Annotated in this window: 11 protein-coding genes, 1 pseudogene and 1 riboswitch; of the genes and pseudogenes, 8 read left to right on the plus strand and 4 right to left on the minus strand. The window is 37.4% G+C overall.

Annotated elements, in window-relative coordinates; genetic code table 11:
* Nucleotides 1-452: 452 nt before the first annotated feature.
* A complete protein-coding gene (locus H344_RS0114615; RefSeq protein ID WP_051254347.1) occupies nt 453-1,142 on the minus strand; it encodes a sigma-70 family RNA polymerase sigma factor in 690 nt (229 codons plus the stop codon).
* Nucleotides 1,143-1,416: 274 nt separating this feature from the next.
* Here H344_RS0114615 and H344_RS0114620 point away from each other — a divergent pair, with 274 nt between their 5' ends.
* The 3 genes from H344_RS0114620 (at nt 1,417) to H344_RS0114630 (ending at nt 3,360) form a co-directional block, all read left to right on the plus strand.
* Nucleotides 1,417-1,962 (plus strand): DUF4142 domain-containing protein, encoded by a 546-nt coding sequence (locus H344_RS0114620; RefSeq protein WP_051254348.1) that lies wholly within the window; start codon nt 1,417-1,419, stop codon nt 1,960-1,962.
* On the plus strand, nt 1,959-2,303 hold the full coding sequence (locus H344_RS20415) for a plastocyanin/azurin family copper-binding protein (RefSeq protein WP_034256741.1): 345 nt from the start codon (nt 1,959-1,961) through the stop codon (nt 2,301-2,303). The genes H344_RS0114620 and H344_RS20415 overlap by 4 nt, the downstream gene beginning before the upstream one ends.
* Before the next feature lie 253 nt (nt 2,304-2,556).
* The gene (locus H344_RS0114630; protein WP_240484996.1) at nt 2,557-3,360 is read left to right on the plus strand and encodes an SDR family oxidoreductase; all 804 of its coding nucleotides are present in this window, start codon (nt 2,557-2,559) and stop codon (nt 3,358-3,360) included.
* A gap of 157 nt (nt 3,361-3,517) precedes the next feature.
* Here H344_RS0114630 and H344_RS21160 read toward each other — a convergent pair.
* Both H344_RS21160 and H344_RS21165 read right to left on the minus strand, forming a co-directional pair.
* Nucleotides 3,518-4,285 (minus strand): annotated as a pseudogene (locus tag H344_RS21160) (exonuclease domain-containing protein); the annotation flags it as partial.
* A 19-nt stretch (nt 4,286-4,304) separates the two neighbouring features.
* Nucleotides 4,305-4,892 carry a 3'-5' exonuclease gene (locus tag H344_RS21165; RefSeq protein WP_051254344.1) on the minus strand — a complete coding sequence of 196 codons (588 nt, stop codon included), beginning with the start codon at nt 4,890-4,892 and terminating at the stop codon, nt 4,305-4,307.
* Between the two features lie 573 nt (nt 4,893-5,465).
* Here H344_RS21165 and H344_RS20425 point away from each other — a divergent pair.
* From H344_RS20425 to H344_RS0114655, 4 genes are all read left to right on the plus strand, one after another.
* A complete protein-coding gene (locus H344_RS20425) occupies nt 5,466-13,025 on the plus strand; it encodes a PKD domain-containing protein (protein WP_084148825.1) in 7,560 nt (2,519 codons plus the stop codon).
* 2 nt (nt 13,026-13,027) lie between these two features.
* On the plus strand, nt 13,028-14,026 hold the full coding sequence (locus H344_RS0114645; RefSeq protein WP_026810995.1) for a PorP/SprF family type IX secretion system membrane protein: 999 nt from the start codon (nt 13,028-13,030) through the stop codon (nt 14,024-14,026).
* A 196-nt stretch (nt 14,027-14,222) separates the two neighbouring features.
* Entirely contained in the window at nt 14,223-14,732 is a 510-nt protein-coding gene (locus tag H344_RS20430) for a peroxiredoxin family protein (protein WP_084148826.1), read from the plus strand.
* Nucleotides 14,733-15,977, plus strand: a complete 1,245-nt coding sequence (locus H344_RS0114655; protein WP_026810996.1) for a hypothetical protein — start codon at nt 14,733-14,735, stop codon at nt 15,975-15,977. It begins immediately after the preceding gene.
* 68 nt (nt 15,978-16,045) lie between these two features.
* Here the strand turns inward: H344_RS0114655 and H344_RS0114660 are convergent, their stop codons facing one another.
* Nucleotides 16,046-16,606: a DUF1572 family protein gene (locus tag H344_RS0114660; RefSeq protein WP_026810997.1), complete on the minus strand. Its 561-nt coding sequence runs from the start codon at nt 16,604-16,606 to the stop codon at nt 16,046-16,048.
* 193 nt (nt 16,607-16,799) lie between these two features.
* Nucleotides 16,800-17,028, plus strand: a riboswitch (cobalamin riboswitch).
* Nucleotides 17,029-17,129: 101 nt separating this feature from the next.
* On the opposite strand from H344_RS0114660, the gene H344_RS20435 reads away from it, so the two are divergent.
* Complete coding sequence (locus tag H344_RS20435; RefSeq protein WP_034256746.1) at nt 17,130-19,181, plus strand: TonB-dependent receptor plug domain-containing protein; 2,052 nt, start codon at nt 17,130-17,132, stop codon at nt 19,179-19,181.
* Nucleotides 19,182-19,208: the final 27 nt, after the last annotated feature.

Below are 19,208 nucleotides of genomic sequence, written 5' to 3' on the forward strand. Positions count from 1 at the left end.
GTCCACGCCCACTGTTTCCATTATTTTCATAATTTTATGGTGTTTAAAAATGGTTGCGTTGACTAACACCTTTAGTAGGTAGAGACTGAAATTCTATTTGGTCCTTGCAACCGGGTTAATAAAGAACGGGGACTAATACAGGCGATAGGCCATAAACCTAGAACGACACAAAGTTCACCCCGTTCTTTTTCAATTATGGTTATTAACAAAGTTAAACTTATCAACAAAGAAAAAAGAAGCAAAAAAAGAAATCTCATCATCATAACTATTATTCTTTTTTGTATTCCTTTTATTTACTAAATATAACTTTATAAATCTAAAGGAACGGAACGGGCAGGCTAGTGTTAGAGTATAAATCTAATTTAATGGTAATGTACTATTATATACAGTAATAGATATTGAAATCTAGTAAATGCAGTCTTATAATAAGTATTCCTAATAATTAAATAAAGTTAGTTCTGATCTAGATCATTAATTTTATCCATTACACTTTGTACCAAAAGGTCGCATTTAGAGTTTCCAAATTCGAAAGCATTTTTAGCATTGGTAAGTTTAAGAATGGAATCTTGCATCATTTTTCTAGCCCTATACAGTCGCACCTTAACATTACTTATACTTAGGCCTAGGCTTTGTGAAACCACGGAAATCTCTAGACCCTGAACCTCCTTTAACATATAAACAATCCTATACTTTTCTGGTAATTGGTCTATTGCTTTTTCTGCTATTCGAACGGATTCTGAGTACATTGTTTCTCTCTCTGGATTCATATTGGAGGTATCAGCAATTTGAAAAATTCCCTTTTCGTTATTAATACTTATTATTTTATTTCTTTTGAATTTCCTTTTCCGTTGTAATACCTCGTTAATCCCTATACGTATTAACCATGTGGAAAACAGGGCTTCATTTTTAAATTGATATAACTTTTGAAATGCCTTAATATAGGTATCCTGCATTACATCATCTATGTCTGATGGTCTGTCCATGTAACTCCTTATTGTCCTAAACAACAATTGATTATGTCTTCTCATCAAAATCTCAAACAATTCGGTTTCACCTACCAATATTTTTTCTACCACTACCTCATCTGGCAAGGTGGCATAAGGTGATCTTTGTAATTTTTTTATGGGTCTACAACTGTCCATTGCTATCATTTTATAATTTGATGCATTGAAAGAAGAAAGGTTACAAAAATTGGTGTTCACTGTTTTTTTAGGTGATATAATAAAATCACACCAAAAGTATCAAACCACCTAGACATCTAAATATCAAACTATTACAAGTTACAGAATTGACCAATCAAATCTCATGTTAATCTGTTAAATCGGTTATTAACTTAAATTAAATCTTGATTTTACTCTAGTTGTAACCTTTATTCAATTGCTGCATCAAATGGGTAAACAGTTAAACACAAAAAAAATGAAAAAGTTTGCAGATTACATCAGAGGGTTAGGAATCTTGTCATTGTTATTATTAGCAATTCCCATTCACGCCCAAGAATCGCCCCAACTTACAGATCCAGAAGTAGCTTCGGTTGCAGTTGTGGCCAATCAGATTGATATTGACTTCGCCAAGATTGCTTTAAAAAAATCAGAAAACAAGGAGGTTTTGGATTTTGCGAAGCGTATGATAGAAGACCATACCGCAGTAATTGGTCAAGCCGTTGAATTGGTGACAAAATTAAAGGTAACCCCAATGGACAATGCTGTTAGCCAATCCTTACTAAAACAAGCGGAGGCAACCAAGGTCAAATTAAACAACACTAAGAAAAAAGATTTTGATAAATTCTATGTAGACAACGAAGTTGCCTATCACAAACAGGTAATTGGTGCGGTAAACGACCTTCTAATTCCCCAATCTAAAAATGAAGAACTAAGAGAACTGTTAGCAACTGTGGTCCCTGCTCTGGAAATTCATCTGGGACATGCCGAGATGTTACAACAGAAAATGAACTCAAAGAAATGAAACAGTTTCAGTATTACTTTCGTAACGTTTTAATAGCTTCAATTCTACTACTAGGTGGCTTTGGATTAAAAGATAATATCTCCCAAGAACCACAAGTCCATACAGTAGAAATTATAAAAATGAAGTTTGTACCCCAACACCTTACTGTAAAAAAAGGAGATAAGGTGATATGGATTAATAAAGATTATATCCTACACGATGTTACCGATGAAAAAAACGGAAAATGGACCTCAAAACCTTTTGGTAAAGGCAAAAGTTGGAGCAAAATAATCACTCATGATGAGGATTATTTCTGCAGTTTACACAAGGTAATGAAGGGTACTATAAAAATTAGTTCTTAGTAGGTGTTTACAGAGATGATAAAAACCAGCCAGTAGCAATCTTGGTTGGTTCTTAAATTTTATTCCCAAATAGTACTATCAAAATATTATTTCCGTTTATGAATTGTAGGTTGACTTCTGTCATAGAAATTTCTTATATATTAATTTATCTTCGTGTAGAAGCACAAAACGCTTTCCTCTTATTTAGAAAATAGATCTAGGGAGCGTTTTTTAAGCAATGGACACAATATTGATAATATTAAAAACTATGACAATGAAGAAAACTATAGTAATTACTGGGGCTAGTGGAGGTATTGGAATGGCTTGTGCCAACGCTTTAAAGGAGTATAAATTGGTATTAACCGATTATGCTGATTCGGCTGTAAAAAAGGTTACAGACCAATTTTCACAACAAGGATTTGATGTAACTGGAATTGCATGTGACATCACCAAGAAGGAAGATGTAGAAAAGCTAAAGGCATTCGTATTAAAAGAGGGGAATTATGGTGGATTGGTGCACACTGCAGGAGTAAGTGGAAGTGCTCAAGATCTTAAAAAAGTTTTTGACATAGATCTAGTGGGTACGGATATTATAGTTAATGCATTTTATGAGCTTGCAAAAGAAGATACAGCTGTAATCCTTTTTTCCTCCATGATGGGCCATGTAGTTCCGCCAAATCCTGAATATGACGATGCCCTAAGAAATCCTCAGCAAGAAGGTGCTTATAATAAAGTAGCCTTATTCGTTAATAGTGATGCAGATACCATGTACAACTTTGCCAAAAGAGGGGTGCAATTACTGTGTCAGGACAATGCAATGCGATATGGAGAAAAAGGAGGCCGAATTATCTCCCTCTCCCCTGGTGTTATTATGACGCCAATGGCAGTAAAGGCCGCCGAAGAACATCCAGAGACAATGGATAGAATGAAAAAAATAACCGCCTTAAACCGCAATGGCACTCCAGAAGATATTTCTGATGTTGTACAGTTTTTGCTTAGCGATAAAGCCCGTTTTATTAGTGGTAGTGATATTCTTGTGGATGGAGGGATTCTCCCCCAATTAATAAAATCTTCCTAGGATTGTAACTATGCCCAAAAGAGCTAAAGCTCCTTTCCATGATGGGAAGGGGCTTTTTATAAGACAAGTGTCCGTGTTTTTGCAAACATCATCTTATAAGGTTCTTACTTTAGTATTAACCCATCTTGGCAAGAAACCTAAGAAATTACAGTAATATCTATTGGTTTGGATCAAGAATTATGTTTTTATTTTCCTTCTGCCTTAAAAATCTTCTCAAAATCTTGTGCACATCATTATTATCTTGTTTTGGTATAATGTACGGCACATATTCTTCAAATTGGGCTAAATTCTTCTTTTTCGGCAAATAACCAAACCCTTTATAAACTCCATTTTCAACTAACACAAAGGATTTTTCTTTCTTATGTCTCCCCTTATCTTTAATAACATAAGAAGTATTAGGCTCATGGGATTTTCCCAAAGCTCTTTCCACTCGTTTGTTATAAGACTCCACTGACTCCTCCCCTATACAAACCCCATTACAACTCTTTAGATGGAAATGGAAACAGGCCCCAGATCCATTTTGCAACTTACAATACTTAGGACAAAGTTTGTAGTCCTTACAGAATTCTTCTAAGTAAGTGCGACATTCAGCCTGACTATAAAAGTTTAAAATAGGTGTTTTTAGGGTACTTATTCGATCATAGTTTAAATTCAACACCCCATTTTTGTCCATATAAGTACCTATCCCGTATCGATAACCTGACCTTTTTTGAGCACGGTTATATTTTGGAAAATGCTTTTTAATTTCGTCAGACTCTAGTAATAAAGCCAATAGTTCGCTCCCAGTAGGCTTACACTCAATTTGTGCCGTTTCAAAACAAAGTCGCAACTCTTTAAATTCCTTACTATAGCTATGGCTAAGAACCCGTTGTTTTATATCCTTAGCTTTGCCAATGTAAATAATCTCCCCAGCTGAATTTTTAAAATAATAGACTCCTGTTGCATTAGGTAGCTCGTTTACAGTAGATCTGGGCCATAATGGGGGGGGTTACTACCTTTGATGTCCGAGTTTTCAATAAAAATTGAAACGAACCTTCTGTATCCAGCGTCCATAATTTTTCCAATAATGCAAGTGTCGCCTCTGCACTGTCTTTGGTACCCTGCGAACTACAAAAATTAATTCCCATATGATTACACATAGCCCCAAGACTATAACTTTGCTGCCCTGGAATGATTTCACGTGATAATCTTGCAGTACATATTTTAGGACGATTAAACTCCCCTCCTAGCGATGTAAATTCGCTTTTAATGCATTGATAGGTATATTTTACATAGTGAGATATTATGATACAATTCCTTGTCATCTCAACTACCTTTTTGGCGACCTCATAGAACTTTGGGGCAGAAAGTAGCATCTCCTCAGAAATATCCGAATTTATGGACGGACTAAAACGTATTGGAATTTCAGGATTTACCAAATTAGAAAATCGGTCTACGACTTTTGTCCCATCATGAATTAGGATACAGATTTCTATTATCTTATTATTTTCCCCTCGGAGCCCTGTTGTGGCTATGTGAATAATGGCGTACACTAGATATTACTTCTTTTTCATTGCTATTTACTTACATCATAAGCTATAAATGTACTAACATTTGGTTTCCATCCGAGGCTTCATGAGATTACCCTATGGTACCTTGCTGAGTAAACTACCTCCGGGCATTCAAATCTCGATTATCGAGTAAAAAAGCAAGGTAATGGATAAAACCTAAAAAATTCTACTTTACCTAATCCGATTTATAAACAGTTACCTTGATTTTCAATCATAATGTTAAGTACTATTTTAATTCTTAAGGCATTGAGCTGATCAATACAATTATAACACTAAAAAATATTCAATTTGGCCCCTATATAACTTCTCCATAAACAAGTAAGAAAAGTTCTGGATTCATGTAAGTGAACACCAAGAAGCAACCCCTATTATAACTCACATAAAAAAGTTTTATCCTTCAAATAGGTATAGGTTAAACTAGAGGGTATACCACACATATTTACCTATTCACAACAAAACAAAGTTGACGTACAACATTAGCTATATTTCTAGCAATATAGCTTGTAATCTTACCGTTATAGAGTCTTTTCCTACAGCTGTCAATAGATAGCGCTTATGAATTACGCTATTATAAAAGTTAAAGGGTCGATTATCATGATGAAAAACTCCATAAAATTAGTTCTATCCATATTCTTGTTAACGACAAATATATGGTATGGAAATGCCCAACTTACCACTAGTATAGAGAATGTTAGTTTTAATAGCTGCGGTGACAACTTACCCGATAGTGAACTAAATCTTGGTAACTTAGTATTCACTGAAGCCATGGCAACAGATTTTGAAGCCGGTACCTACACTTTTTATATTGAGGCCCCCACTAACTATACGATTAATGCAGGGGCTATACTTAAAAATGGGAGTGACCTTATATCGGTTTCTGCAATTCAAGATACTAACAACGCATCTAGATTAAAAGTAACTGTCACTGCAAATGCCCAAACTTCCTTAGACGTAATTACCCTAGAAAATGTTCGGATACAATTAATTTCGCCTGAGACTACAACAGACGGGAAGTTAAAATATAGTCTAGACGGGAATACCAATAATATTAACGGTTTAGAGGATGGCGATGTAATTGCTACTGTTGGGTTTACTCCTTTAAGTGGTGGAAACGGAGTTAACCAACAGGTTTGTGCCCTTTCTAACGTACAAGCTATTGGTATTACAGGGTCTAATATTACTCAATCTAGAAATTATGTTTGGGAAAAGGAGGTAGACGGCAATTGGACTACTATTACAGATTCCAATTATGAAACCTTACCTCTTACTATTGCCAATGTAACCAATGGAATAAACAAATACAGACGTTCTACTAACTTTAATCTAAATGGACAATCCTGTACCCAAGTAAGCACCACAGCAACAATTACCGTAAATCAAATTACTCCTGGCCGTATTACGCAAGGAGCCTCGCAAACCATTTGTACGGGTGAAACTCCTGAAATGCTAAGCACCCCTGGCGCAGGTGATTTAGCAGTAACTCCGGGTGGTGTACATAACTATCAATGGTATAGAAATTATTCAGGATCTTGGGAAGAGATTTCCAACGCTACAGAAAACTTTTATCAGCCCCCAGCCTTATCCATTACCACCTCTTATAAAAGAAGGGTAACCAACGTTTTAAACGGATTTAGTTGTTATAAAGAAACACCTTCCATCACTATAACTGTAAGCTCCTCAGTTTTAGGAGGTACAGTATCTGATCAAAACATATGCTCTCTAGATCAGCTACAACTGTTAACCGTTAATAATGGGGACAATGGAACCTATCAGTGGCAAAAACGAATCGGAGAGGATTGGGAAAACATTAATGGGGCTACCAACATAAATTACAATGCTGCTAATAATCTAAGCCATGGAGTTCAAGAATTTAGACGAATCACCACCATTCCTGGCGCTAGCTGTCAGGGTATCAGCACCATAGCTACCATTACAAATACCAATTTCACTGTAGGAAGTATTACCGGTGCCCAAACCATTTGTTATAATCAGGTTCCTAGTAAGTTAACCTCGGAAACTAATGCATCAGGATCTGGCACCATTTCCTACCAATGGGAACAATTTGATGATAATGGATGGATGGTAATTTCCGGTGCCAACAATGAGGAATACCAACCTACTGCACTTACACAAACTACGCGATACAGAAGACAGGACAAAATAGAACTAAACGGACATAACTGTTTCGATTATTCCAATGAAATAGAAATTATCGTTCTCCAAGAAATCCAGGGTGGAATTGCTAGCTCAGACCAAACCCTTTGTAGTGGAGAATACCCTGAATCAATTACTGTTATCAACGGCACATCCCCTGGAACCAACATTACCTATCAATGGCAATCTATGACTACCGGGAATTTCACCAATATTAACGGGGAAACTAGTGCTACTCTTAGTTTTGCTAATACTCTGGAGACTACTACCACCTTTAGAAGACAAACTATAATATCTTCTAATAACAGTGTCTGTTACGAAAATTCAACAGAAAGCACCGTATATATTAACCATATAAACGTTGGAACAATAGGAAAAAACCAGGATGTATGTGAGGGGCAACAACCAGCTACTATAATTGCCTTAGGTCCTACTACATCGCCTGGAAATTTAAACTATGCCTGGGAAGCATCTACGGATAACGGCCTTAATTGGACAACAATTCCCGGTGCTACAGAAACTACCTATACCCCAGGGATACTATCGGTTTCTACCATGTTTAGACGAATGGATTCTAGTACCTATAAAGGAAAAGTCTGTTCTAAATATACCAATGAAGTTACGATTAACGTGGCTGGTGCCATCTCGGGTGGAGAGAGTTCAGAAGATCAAGTGATATGTGAAGGTGAGGCCCCAGCAAGTATAACCATTACCAATGGCACGGAAGCAGGAACGGGTATAAGCTTCCAGTGGTATTCTTCTACTGATAATATTAACTACACTGTAATTAACGGTGAAACTGGGGAAAACCTAAATTTTGCCAATGGATTAACTACATCTACTTATTTTAAAAGACATACAACCAATACAAACAATGGTTTTGCCTGTGAGGCATTTAGTACACCAACATTGGTTACTTTACTAAGTTTAACACCTGGAAGCATAGCAGATACTCAGACCGTTTGTGGCACTGAAAACATTCCTCCGCTTATCAGTATTGAGAATGCAACTTCTAATGGAGCCATTACTTATTCTTGGCAAAGTTCCACTGACGGAGAAATTTGGGAAGCTATTGCCAATGAAAATCAACCTACCTATACCCCAATCAACTCTGGTGAAATACAAACCTATTATAGGAGAGTTGCAACAAGCACCATAGAATCTACCAGCTGTGAAGCTATAACCACACCAATACTTGTTTATCTCAATAAATTTCAAGAAGCAGAAAACCATAAAATTACATTTTCTTCTGGAGGAATAGGAAGTACTACGGTATGTAACGAAGGAGACCCACAACCTTTTAGCGTCAATTTTCCCCTTATTGCTTCTGGAGAATTAACTTATCAATGGCAAATTTCTGAGGATAATATAAGTTTTACTGATATTGCTGGAGCCACCTATAGCTCTTATGACCCACCCATCGTAATGAAGGACAATTATTATAGAAGAATCACAACGTCTACTTTAAACGGTGTCTCTTGTAGTCATACCAGTAACGTTCTATTAATTTTAAATGGTGGTAATGCCACAGGGGGAACTATAGGAACAACAAATGCCAATGGCAGTAATGGAACTAATGAAGAAGTAATCTGCAAGGGAGATATTCCAAGTGAAATTGAACAATTAGAAGCTTCTACAGGAGATGATACTATTACCCATCAATGGTTTGCTAATGGTAGCTTAATACCTGGAGCCACCAATGTAAACTATATTCCTACAAATCCGGTCAATAAAACTACAACCTATATAAGAGCTACTACCAACACTGATATTAATGGTGTAGAGTGCACTGTAAACAGTAACCCTATCACTGTTTTGGTACCACAGGCCGACAACCTAGGTCCAGACATCACGTTATGTTATAATGATACATTACCCCCTTTGGGCAACATTAGCGCCATAGAAGGGCTCCCTTATTTAAATTTTCAATGGTACGAGTCTAATGATAACATTGTATTTACCCCAATTGTAGGGGCAACAAATGCCACCTATTCACCTGGGAGCGTCCTAACAGCAGACAAATATTACCGTAGGGATTACCAAGCTACTGTAGATAATATTATATGTGGCCCTTATGTACAAAGCAATGTCATTAGAGTTTTCATTAATGATGTGGATGGAGGTACAATTTATGGAGATCAGAAAATTTGCTTTGGGGACGACCCTAGCTTATTGGGAAGTACGGTTGATGGAACTGCCGACGGAGTTCTAAAATATCAATGGTATTCCTCTATTGACAACGCAACTTGGGGGCTAATAAAGGGGGCAATTAACGGTACTTATGACCCTAAACCTGGTAACTACCCAACAACTTATTTTAAAAGAACCACTATATCTACCCTCAACAGAGTAGTATGTAAGGAAGATAGTAATATAATAGTAGTGCAAGTTGCAGATGAAATATTACCAGGCACTCTTAGCAACGATCAAACTATTTGTGAAGGCAATGTCCCAAACACCTTATCTGTTTCTGGAGCCAGCAATTTTCCGAATCAAAGTTATAAGTGGTTGGTTTCTACAGATGGTAATACTTGGACCGATACTGGTGCAACTACTGCAACCTATACCCCACCTACGCCTACCGAAACAAAATATTACAAGCGAACGATTAGCAGGACTACATTAGGTGATATAACCTGTACGGTAGAAACAAATCCGGTTAAAATATCGTATAACATGGTTAATGCCGGAATAATAGCCGATAATCAATCTGTTTGTATGGGCGACCAGCCCCTTGCTATAGTAGAACTTGAATCTGCTACAGCAGCAGGTATGTTAACGTATCAATGGTGGTCCTCAGAAGATAACCAAACCTATAATCCGGTTTCTAATGCCAAGCAACCAAACTTTACACCTCCTACTACTTTAACAAAATCTACTTATTATAAGAGAGTAGTTACTAGCACTTTAAATGAAGTAGCTTGTTCTGATGAAACATCACCTATTTTAGTTACGGTTATTCCCTACCCCATTATAAATAATGATTTAATAATAGCCAATGACATAACGGATGTAAGTTGCTTTGGTGGAAATGATGGAAGCATAATTATCCCAAACGGCAGAATTACGGGTGGAAATAGCGCACAAAAACAGATTAATACCATCTCTCTTTTTGGAAATCCGACTCTAGGTAATAAGTATAGCCTAATAATAAACGGAATTGCTTATGAACATCAGGTAACCTTAAACGGGATTAATCAACCTCAAAATAACAATGAAGTTGCCGCTGCCCTTTCACAAAAAGTAAATTCTGCCACAGGAGCTAGTACAAGCGCAGTAAGTGCAACCACTAATTTCAACGAGATTATATTAACCGCTAAAGTAGAAGGCATTAGCTTTACGGTGTATGCTAGTACAGGAAGCGATTCTAATGTAAGTGCTTCCAATGTACTTACCCAAGCGAATGGAGTTGCCAATACGTATGAATGGACCAAAGTTGGAGATCCAAGCTTTACAGCATCAACCCTTAGTATAAGCAACTTGCACGCAGGAGTATATCAATTAACGGTTTATAACGAATTCTGTGGTATTACCTCCTTGCCTTTCCTAGTATCCGAGCCAGAGAAATTGACGCTTACTATTGGTGATACTTGTAATACGGTTATTACTGCGAATAGTACTGGCGGTGTTGCGCCCTTTACTTTTACATTAACTAGGCCAAATGGAACCACTATGGTGCAAACGTCTAACAATCCCAATGTAACCTATACCGATTTAACAGGTGGTGCCAACTATACGGTTACTGTACAAGATGCTTCTTGCGATGTTTCTGTATCACAAGCTGTTACTTTACCCATGGGACTAAATTTTGATGAAGCATCTGTAGAAGTGAAAAATGTGAGCTGTTTTGGTCAGAGTGACGGGTCAATAAGCTTAAACATAGGCGCTACCACAGTTACTGGCGGATTCCCTCCTTATAATTTTAGCTGGACGGGCCCCAATAACACTACTTATACTACAGAAAACATTAAAAATTTATTGCCAGGTGTTTACGTTCTGTCCGTTACAGATCAGATTGGATGCTCTACCACTTATACCGCTAATGTGGCTTCTAAAGGGGTCTTGGAATTTAGTAGTGTGCAGGTTGTAAATGAGCAATTACAGTGTGCTGGAGATTCTAATGCCGAAATTAACATTCAAATTAAGTCGGACCCAAGCAGTCAACTTCAAATAAATTGGCTTAAGAATGGTACTAGCTATGCCACCAACACAACCAACATTAATAATTTAGGTGGTGGTACTTATGAGGTAGTGGTAACCGATACTAATAGTGATCCCAATGCCCCATGTACTATCCGAAAGACATTTTCTATAAATGCTCCCGAAGTGTTCGATGCTTATGAAGGGGGATTACAGAGTACAAGTTGTTTCGATCCAAATGTAGGAAGGTCATTTACTATAGTAGTACAAGGTGGTACTGCTCCCTATCAATATACCTTAGATAATGAAACTGCGGTACTATTTAATACCAAGGAAACCACTATAAATGGTCTTAATAGTGATAGTCATATAATAACCGTAACCGATGCCAATCAATGTAAAGTAAAAAGCTTTATCTTAGATGCTTATCAAGCATTGACTTATACGGGAACTAAGGATGTTACCCTTGCTCCGTGTGAAGCAGATTATGACTTTGTTTTAGATACCAACTTTGTAACGGGTGGCACTCCTTTTATGGATGCCAATAATACTCCCTATTACTTATATGATTGGACGGGTCCCAATAATTTTAATGCCCAAGATGTTACCAGTTTTACTGCTATTCCGGGCACCTATACCCTAACCATTACCGATAGCAAGGATTGTACATCACAACAAATTCAATTTAACTTTAAAACTACCTATCCTCCAATTGTAGTTAATAAGGATATAACATCGGTAAGTTGTGGTTCTACAAACGATGGCGCTATATCCATTGCCGTTAGTGGTGGATCTAGACCTTATTCTATAATCTGGGAAAAGGAAGTAGCTGGTAACCCTAATCCAGAATTTGTAACCATAGGACAAAATATAACCCAGTTGAGTAATTTGGAGGAAGGAAGGTACAGACTCACCGTAACAAGTTCTATAGATGGATGTACCAAGGAGAACCCCTCTTATTACTACAGAGAAATAATCCACATTAAGAAAACCGAGTCCCTAAAACTCTTGGATGGTCCGTATTTAGATGAATCCTTATGTTTAGGGAATCCGGGGAAAATTTCAGTGTCGATTTTTAATACTCAGGGTGGCGATTTAAGCTTCTACTATAATAACGCTTTAATGCCATCGGTAAAAACAGCCACAGACACCTACAACATTCAAATTGCCACTCCGGTTGAGAATGCCACGTTAAACGTCGTGAACGATCAGGGATGTGGGTTTATACTCCCCATTAATACTGGAGTAGCAGATCCCGTATTTAGTTATAGTTCTGCTGAATTTGAAATTACCGGCCTATTATTAGCAAAAGAAGATATAAGATTCAGCATTAACAGTGAAGGGTATAGTAGAGCGAGATGGGATTTTGGTGACGGAACTCCAGTTATGGAAATAGATCCAAACATTGAAGGCTCATTGGTTTCACATAAATACAACTATCCTGGTAAGTTTACTACTGCCCTAACCCTTTTCAATGAACAGGGATGTAGTAAAACAGTACAACAGACCTTACAGATTGGTAAGGGCTATGATGTAATGTTCCCCAATGTATTCTCTGCTAATGCTGATGGGATAAACGATTATTTCCAGGGAGAGTTTACAGGACTAGCATCCTTTACCTTCCAAATTTTTGATATGTGGGGCAGCCTAGTTTATAGCGTGGCCTATGACTATAACAATATGCCGGTGAACTGGGGATGGAACGGAAATTATAGTACAGGGAAACCCTACGAAAACAAATCATTCCGATACTTGTTTGTAGGGACTACCAAAGAAAATAATCAAATCACAAAAACTGGCGAAGCCTCAATATTAAGATAGAGATGAAAAATAATAATCTATTAACCTTTCTGTTTATTATAATATCGGTCGGGACTTACGCTCAGGAAAAATATGTGCATAATCTCAGCAAGGTTCCCGCTTCCCTAAACCCTAGTTTTCATGCGTTTAAGGATAAGACTAGAGTGGGAGTTTTAGCAGAATTTGCTGGGCAGAATCAGGGTGCACAATCCCAACATAAATATGCTTTTGGTTCTACTGCTTTTGAGGAGTATAACTTTCAATTGGGTGTAGATCTTTTTAATAACAACCTCAACAACGAAGGATTTAAATATACTTCAGCGGCTATTAGTTATATGTACAGATTAAAGCTCCCAAACGACTGGTTATTGTATCCCGGTATTACAGCAGGCTACAGTAACTATAGATATAATTTTAACAATCTTACTTTTCAGGATCAGATCAATATTTTTTCTGGCCAAATAAGTGCTAACACTATAGACCCCATTACCGCATCGGAAAATGTAGGTTACCTGGATATGGGCGCTTCCGTTTTAATGCATAATGATATTAACATGCTATTTGGACTTTCGATGAAGCATTTAAATCAGCCCAGAATATCCTCAAAACAGAGTGATACCAACGTTAATTTAAATATGCTTGTTTCTGGGCAATTTGGCTATGAGTTGGATATTAACAAATACGGACAGGCGAAATTACCGGAATACTCCTACCTCTACCTTTTTAATGTGATATCTGTTCAAGGTCCCAATACCCGATTAGACTTTTACCAAGATGTTACTCTAGGTAATTTTAGTGTCGGGATTAATGAGCATATAAATTTTATGGAAGATATCAGTTTTACAGAAGTAGGATTTGCCACTAGTTTAACATTGGAAACTTTTGAGTTTGGACTAAACTATAGGTTGCCTTTTGGAGCAGAAGCCAAACAGTTTATACCAAATTCCCTAGAATTATTTCTAGTGTTTGATATCTCCCGCTTTAAGGAACGCAGAAGATCTAATTACAGTAAATTTTATTAAGAAGTTTAACTAAGGCTTTTTAAAACAGTAGCACATGGATTTCTACACTTACACTTATCCTATTCCAGTCTTAAAACAAATATAGTGATATAATTTTCTAAAAAACATACTATATTGTAGCCCAAAGCCTCTCAAGGAATTAATATTTATGATTATTTTTCATAACTCTGGAAGGCTCCAAACTTCAAAAACAGGTATGAAAAAGACCGTATGTTTATTGTTCATTATTACCCTTTTCATTTCATGCAAACAAGTAACTAAGCAGAATGAAAACCCCGAAACACCTACTTCGACTTCAATAGAAGCTCCTATTACTACTTCCCTATATGAAGATTTAGAGGGTAACCCAATATCGTTATCCGATTATAAAGGAAAAAAAATACTACTCAATTTTTGGGCTACTTGGTGTAAACCCTGTTTGGCCGAAATGCCATCCTTATTAAAGTCCCAATCCATTTTGGAAAAGGAGAACTATGTATTACTATTGGTGTCCGACCAATCCGTTAAAAAAATCAATAATTTTAAAGAGAAAAACGATTATAATTTTAATTATATCCGGACAACCGCTGCACTTTCACAATTAAATATCTACGCCCTACCCACCACTTTTATTTACAATGAAAAAGGAGAGAAAGTAGATGAGATTACAGGAGCTGTAGAGTGGGATTCCGACCCTATTATTACCAAACTAAAAAGTATCCAATAAATGCGCTCCAATAAACTTATTACATTCCTAGCCCTAACTATCTTAATTAGCGCTTGCAATAACAGTAAAAAAAAAGCTGAAAAGGATTCTTCAGACAACCAGAAATTAGTGCATTCTATCCCATCACCAGCGGGCACTGAGAGTTCCTTACCCTCCTTGTTTACAGATAATAACATAGCATTGCTATCTTGGGTAGATAGGGTTAATGATTCTACGGTAAGTTTAAACTATTCTTCTCTTTTAGATGGAGTTTGGCAACAGCCAAAAGAAATTATCCAAGGTAATGATTGGTTTGTAAATTGGGCCGATTTCCCTTCGATTACCGCTAGCAACGGGAATTTATTATCGCATATCCTTAAAAAGTCGTCCAAGGGCACCTATTCCTATGATATAAAAATTAATGTACTGCCGGCGGGAGATTCTCTATGGAGCAATGACCTCCCCTTGCATACGGATGGCACAGAGTCTGAACACGGTTTTGTTACTGCACTACCTTACCAAGACAATTCATTTTTTATTACTTGGTTAGATGGTAGGAATACTGTGGGGCAGGGACATGGAAATGAACATGCTGGTGCTATGAGTATTAGAGCTGCTGAGGTTTCTCCCAATGGAACGGTAAGCAATGAAGTGATGTTAGATGATAGTACTTGCGACTGCTGCCAGACTATTGCCGCTATAACCAATAACGGCCCTGTGGTGCTTTATAGAGATAGGTCTGAGGATGAAATAAGAGATATTTCCATCACTAGATTAGTGAACGGGGAATGGACTGCACCAAAAACTATATATGATGATGGGTGGCAAATTAAGGGATGTCCTGTAAACGGACCTAAAGCCGCTGTTATGGGTAATTCACTTGGCGTAACTTGGTTTACTGCAGCAAATAATGAACCCAAGGTGAAAATAGTTTTTTCTGCGGACGGAGGGGAACATTTTGATGCCCCCATAATAATTAGTGACAAGGCCCCTATCGGTAGAGTAGATATTCTTATGATTAATAACGAAAATGCCATTGTAAGTTGGATGGAAAACACAGAAAGTGATGCTCGGTTGATGGCAATGAAGGTGAACAAGTCCGGCAAAAAATCGGATCCCATTGTAGTAAATAGTTTAGGAGCTTCCAGAAATTCTGGTTTTCCTCAAATGGGTCTTATAGAGGATAAGGTACATTTTGCTTGGACCGATGTTAAGGACGAGACATCTACAATAAAAATGGCCTATATACTACTTGATAGCTTTTAAGCTATTAAAAATATAAAAACTCTATACACCTTTTTAGAACACTAAAATCTAATCTACAGGTGTTTTTCTTACTGCTTAAGATCATCGGTAAAATGACCGCCATGCCTCCCCTTGGAAAATTTCTTATTATTAAAATCGAGCGAATTCCCTTTGGGGATAGAAAGGCTTTTCCATTCGTTCCCCCTAATCATTCGGCCTATATAAACTAGTTGTCCCACATGATAGGCATAGTGGGCCAACTGCCTATTAATGGCTTCTGTAACCGTATGTGCCTGATTCCTGATATAAATTATAGTTTTAAAATTATCCTTATCAATTGATTTAAGCGCTTGGAATACACATTGCCATCCCTCATTCCATTTAATGAGCAGTTCCTCTTTTGTTCTAATTACATCTTCAAATTCCATGTCGCGCTTTCGCCATTCTTTTTCTCCGTCAGAGGTCAGGAAGTCCGTCCATCTAGATTTCATATTTCCCCATAAGTGATTTACAATTATAGCTATGGAATTGGACTCTTCGTTATATTGCCAAAAAAAGTCTTTCTCTTCCATTTGATCAAAGGTTTTTTCACCTAAAGACTTATAATACTCCATCTGCTGTATGCAATTTCTGAGGTAATCTTGTTCCATCACAATTTCTGATTTAACTTTTTAAGTATAAGCGCTATACTATCCGTGCTGCCTATAGCCTTGCTTATATAAATTTAACAAAACAGACTGATATTCAATGGGTTATTTAGAATCAATTTCACATCAAAACTATCCCAAGAAAAGGGTTGTTGGATTCATCCTATAAACAGCGCTTTAATTATAAGAGTTTAATTACCTTTGCCGCTGCAATGGTTCAGCTACGCTTTTCGGTGTAGATGACTAAGAGGGAATCAGGTGAAAATCCTGAACAATCCCGTTACTGTAAGTTCCATGCAACATTTTAAACACCTCGATATAGGTATAGTTTCGAGGATTAAACTTAAGCCACTGCATTGTGTAATGTGGGAAGGCGGTTTAAAATGGGAATAAGTCAGGAGACCTGCCAATGCAATTATTTTTTAAAGCTTTCGTGGAATAAGGCTTTGAAACCAAATGCAAGTTACGCACCCATTTGATTTCATTTTTCCATTGAAGCTATTTGGTATTGATCAAATAGTTTTTTATGATTTTCTATAAACAAAATGGTTTATGGATAAGGGCTACCATGCTTTTATTCATGATAATATTTTTATTCTCGGCAAGGACTTCCGCACAAGAATCTCCTAGCAAATCCTTGGACAGTTTAGATACTGTAAAGGGCTATATCTTGGGTGAGGTGATTGTTACCAGCTCCAAAAATAAGGTCCAAATAGAATCCCCCATGCCCATGCAAATCCTATCGGGCCAAAAATTAGAAAAACTAAACAGTCTTTCTGTTGCCGATGCCATTCGGTATTTCTCTGGAGTACAATTAAAGGATTATGGGGGAATTGGCGGAATAAAAACCATTAACGTTCGTAGTCTTGGCAGTGCTCATACGGCAGTCTTCTATGATGGGATGAGCGTTGGGAATGCTCAGAATGGACAGGTAGATCTAGGTAGATATTCGTTAGATAACATAGAAACTATAGAACTTTATAACGGACAAAAATCTACTATTTTTCAGCCAGCACGAGGCTTTTTCTCCTCTAACACCCTGTTTCTAAAAAGTAAGTCGCCCAATTTCAAGGAAAGCGAGACACATCATCTACGATCGGCCTTTAAAACGGGTTCATTTGGACTAATAAACCCTTCGCTCCTATATCAACAAAAGATATCTCCTACCCTCTCCCTTTCTAGCAGTGTAGAGTGGGTAAAGGCCCATGGTAGATATACCTATAGATATAAAAAAGAAGGAGGCTATGATACCACTGCCGTTAGACAAAATGGAGATGTAAATTCCTTCCGCGCTGAAGTAGCTCTCCACGCAAAACTTGGAAAAACAGGACAGGCCAATGTAAAGGCCTACCTGTACGATTCCGAGCGGGGGCTACCAGGAGCCATTCTTGCCAATAGATACAACCATGTGCAACGGCAATGGGATCGCAACTTCTTTCTTCACGGTTCTGTACAAAATTCGTTTTCCAAAAAACACCACCTCCTTGGGAATATCAAATTTAGCAGAGATTACAATCGATATATAGATCCCGATTACAAAACTTTAGAGGGGGCTTTGGACAATAAGTATTACCAAAACGAACTGTACGCTTCATTGGTAAACTTATATGAGATAAAGGATTGGTGGAAAGTTTCCCTAGCCACAGATTTCTCCCTAAATAACCTAAAAGCTAACCTTTATAGATTCCCCTATCCTACCCGTTACTCTTATTTGGTAGCAGCCTCTAGTCAAATGCAATGGCAAAGAATGGATCTCCAAGTCAATGTCTTGGGAGGCTATATAAATGAAGAAGTGAGGTATTACCAGCAGGGCGATGATCAAACTGTTATTAGTCCAGTAATTTCGGCCTCATGGCAACCCTTCTCTACTAATGCTTTCCGCATCAGAGCATTTTATAAAGAATCGTTTCGCATGCCAACCTTTAACGATCTGTATTACACCTTTATAGGAAATAGCTCTTTACGTCCCGAATTTACTACCCAGTACAATTTTGGAGCAACATGGAATATAGGGGCGGAAGGTATTTTACAAGATGCCACTGTCCAAGCTGATATATACTACAATCAGATAAAGGATAAAATAGTAGCCATGCCATCATCTAACCTATTTAGGTGGACTATGTTAAACTTGGGCGAAGTGGAAGTCAAAGGTTTAGAGGTCAATACTAATTTAGGGTTTAATCTTCCAGCCTCGGTGTTTTTAGATCTAGGTATAAGTTATACCTATCAACAAGCTATAGATATTACCCCTAATGGCACTACCTACGGGGATCAAATTCCGTATACCCCTAAACACAGCGCTACCCTAACCTCGGCCATCAACTGGAAAGAGTGGCAAATGAACTATAGTTTTATGTATACCGGAGAAAGGTATAGTCAGAAGGCAAACATCCCAGTAAATTATGTACAACCCTGGTACACTAGTGATATCGCATTAAACTGGGATGGAGAGTTATTAAAAAAGTCGGTTAAAATTGGAGCAGAAGTCAATAACCTATTCAATCAGTATTATGATGTAGTACTGAATTTCCCCATGCCTGGACGTAATTTCCGGTTAAGCCTATCCCTTGAATTATAATTAACAATCACAATAAATAGAGACACG

It is taken from the genome of Arenibacter latericius DSM 15913 (assembly GCF_000424985.1).
Lineage (GTDB): Bacteria > Bacteroidota > Bacteroidia > Flavobacteriales > Flavobacteriaceae > Arenibacter > Arenibacter latericius.

Coding starts and splice junctions, on each gene's coding strand:
- H344_RS0114615 (WP_051254347.1), bottom strand. CDS start 1,142: ATGGACAGTTGTAGACCCATAAAAAAATTACAAAGATCACCTTATGCC.
- H344_RS0114620 (WP_051254348.1), top strand. CDS start 1,417: ATGAAAAAGTTTGCAGATTACATCAGAGGGTTAGGAATCTTGTCATTG.
- H344_RS20415 (WP_034256741.1), top strand. CDS start 1,959: ATGAAACAGTTTCAGTATTACTTTCGTAACGTTTTAATAGCTTCAATT.
- H344_RS0114630 (WP_240484996.1), top strand. CDS start 2,557: ATGAAGAAAACTATAGTAATTACTGGGGCTAGTGGAGGTATTGGAATG.
- H344_RS20425 (WP_084148825.1), top strand. CDS start 5,466: ATGAATTACGCTATTATAAAAGTTAAAGGGTCGATTATCATGATGAAA.
- H344_RS0114645 (WP_026810995.1), top strand. CDS start 13,028: ATGAAAAATAATAATCTATTAACCTTTCTGTTTATTATAATATCGGTC.
- H344_RS20430 (WP_084148826.1), top strand. CDS start 14,223: ATGAAAAAGACCGTATGTTTATTGTTCATTATTACCCTTTTCATTTCA.
- H344_RS0114655 (WP_026810996.1), top strand. CDS start 14,733: ATGCGCTCCAATAAACTTATTACATTCCTAGCCCTAACTATCTTAATT.
- H344_RS0114660 (WP_026810997.1), bottom strand. CDS start 16,606: ATGGAACAAGATTACCTCAGAAATTGCATACAGCAGATGGAGTATTAT.
- H344_RS20435 (WP_034256746.1), top strand. CDS start 17,130: ATGATTTTCTATAAACAAAATGGTTTATGGATAAGGGCTACCATGCTT.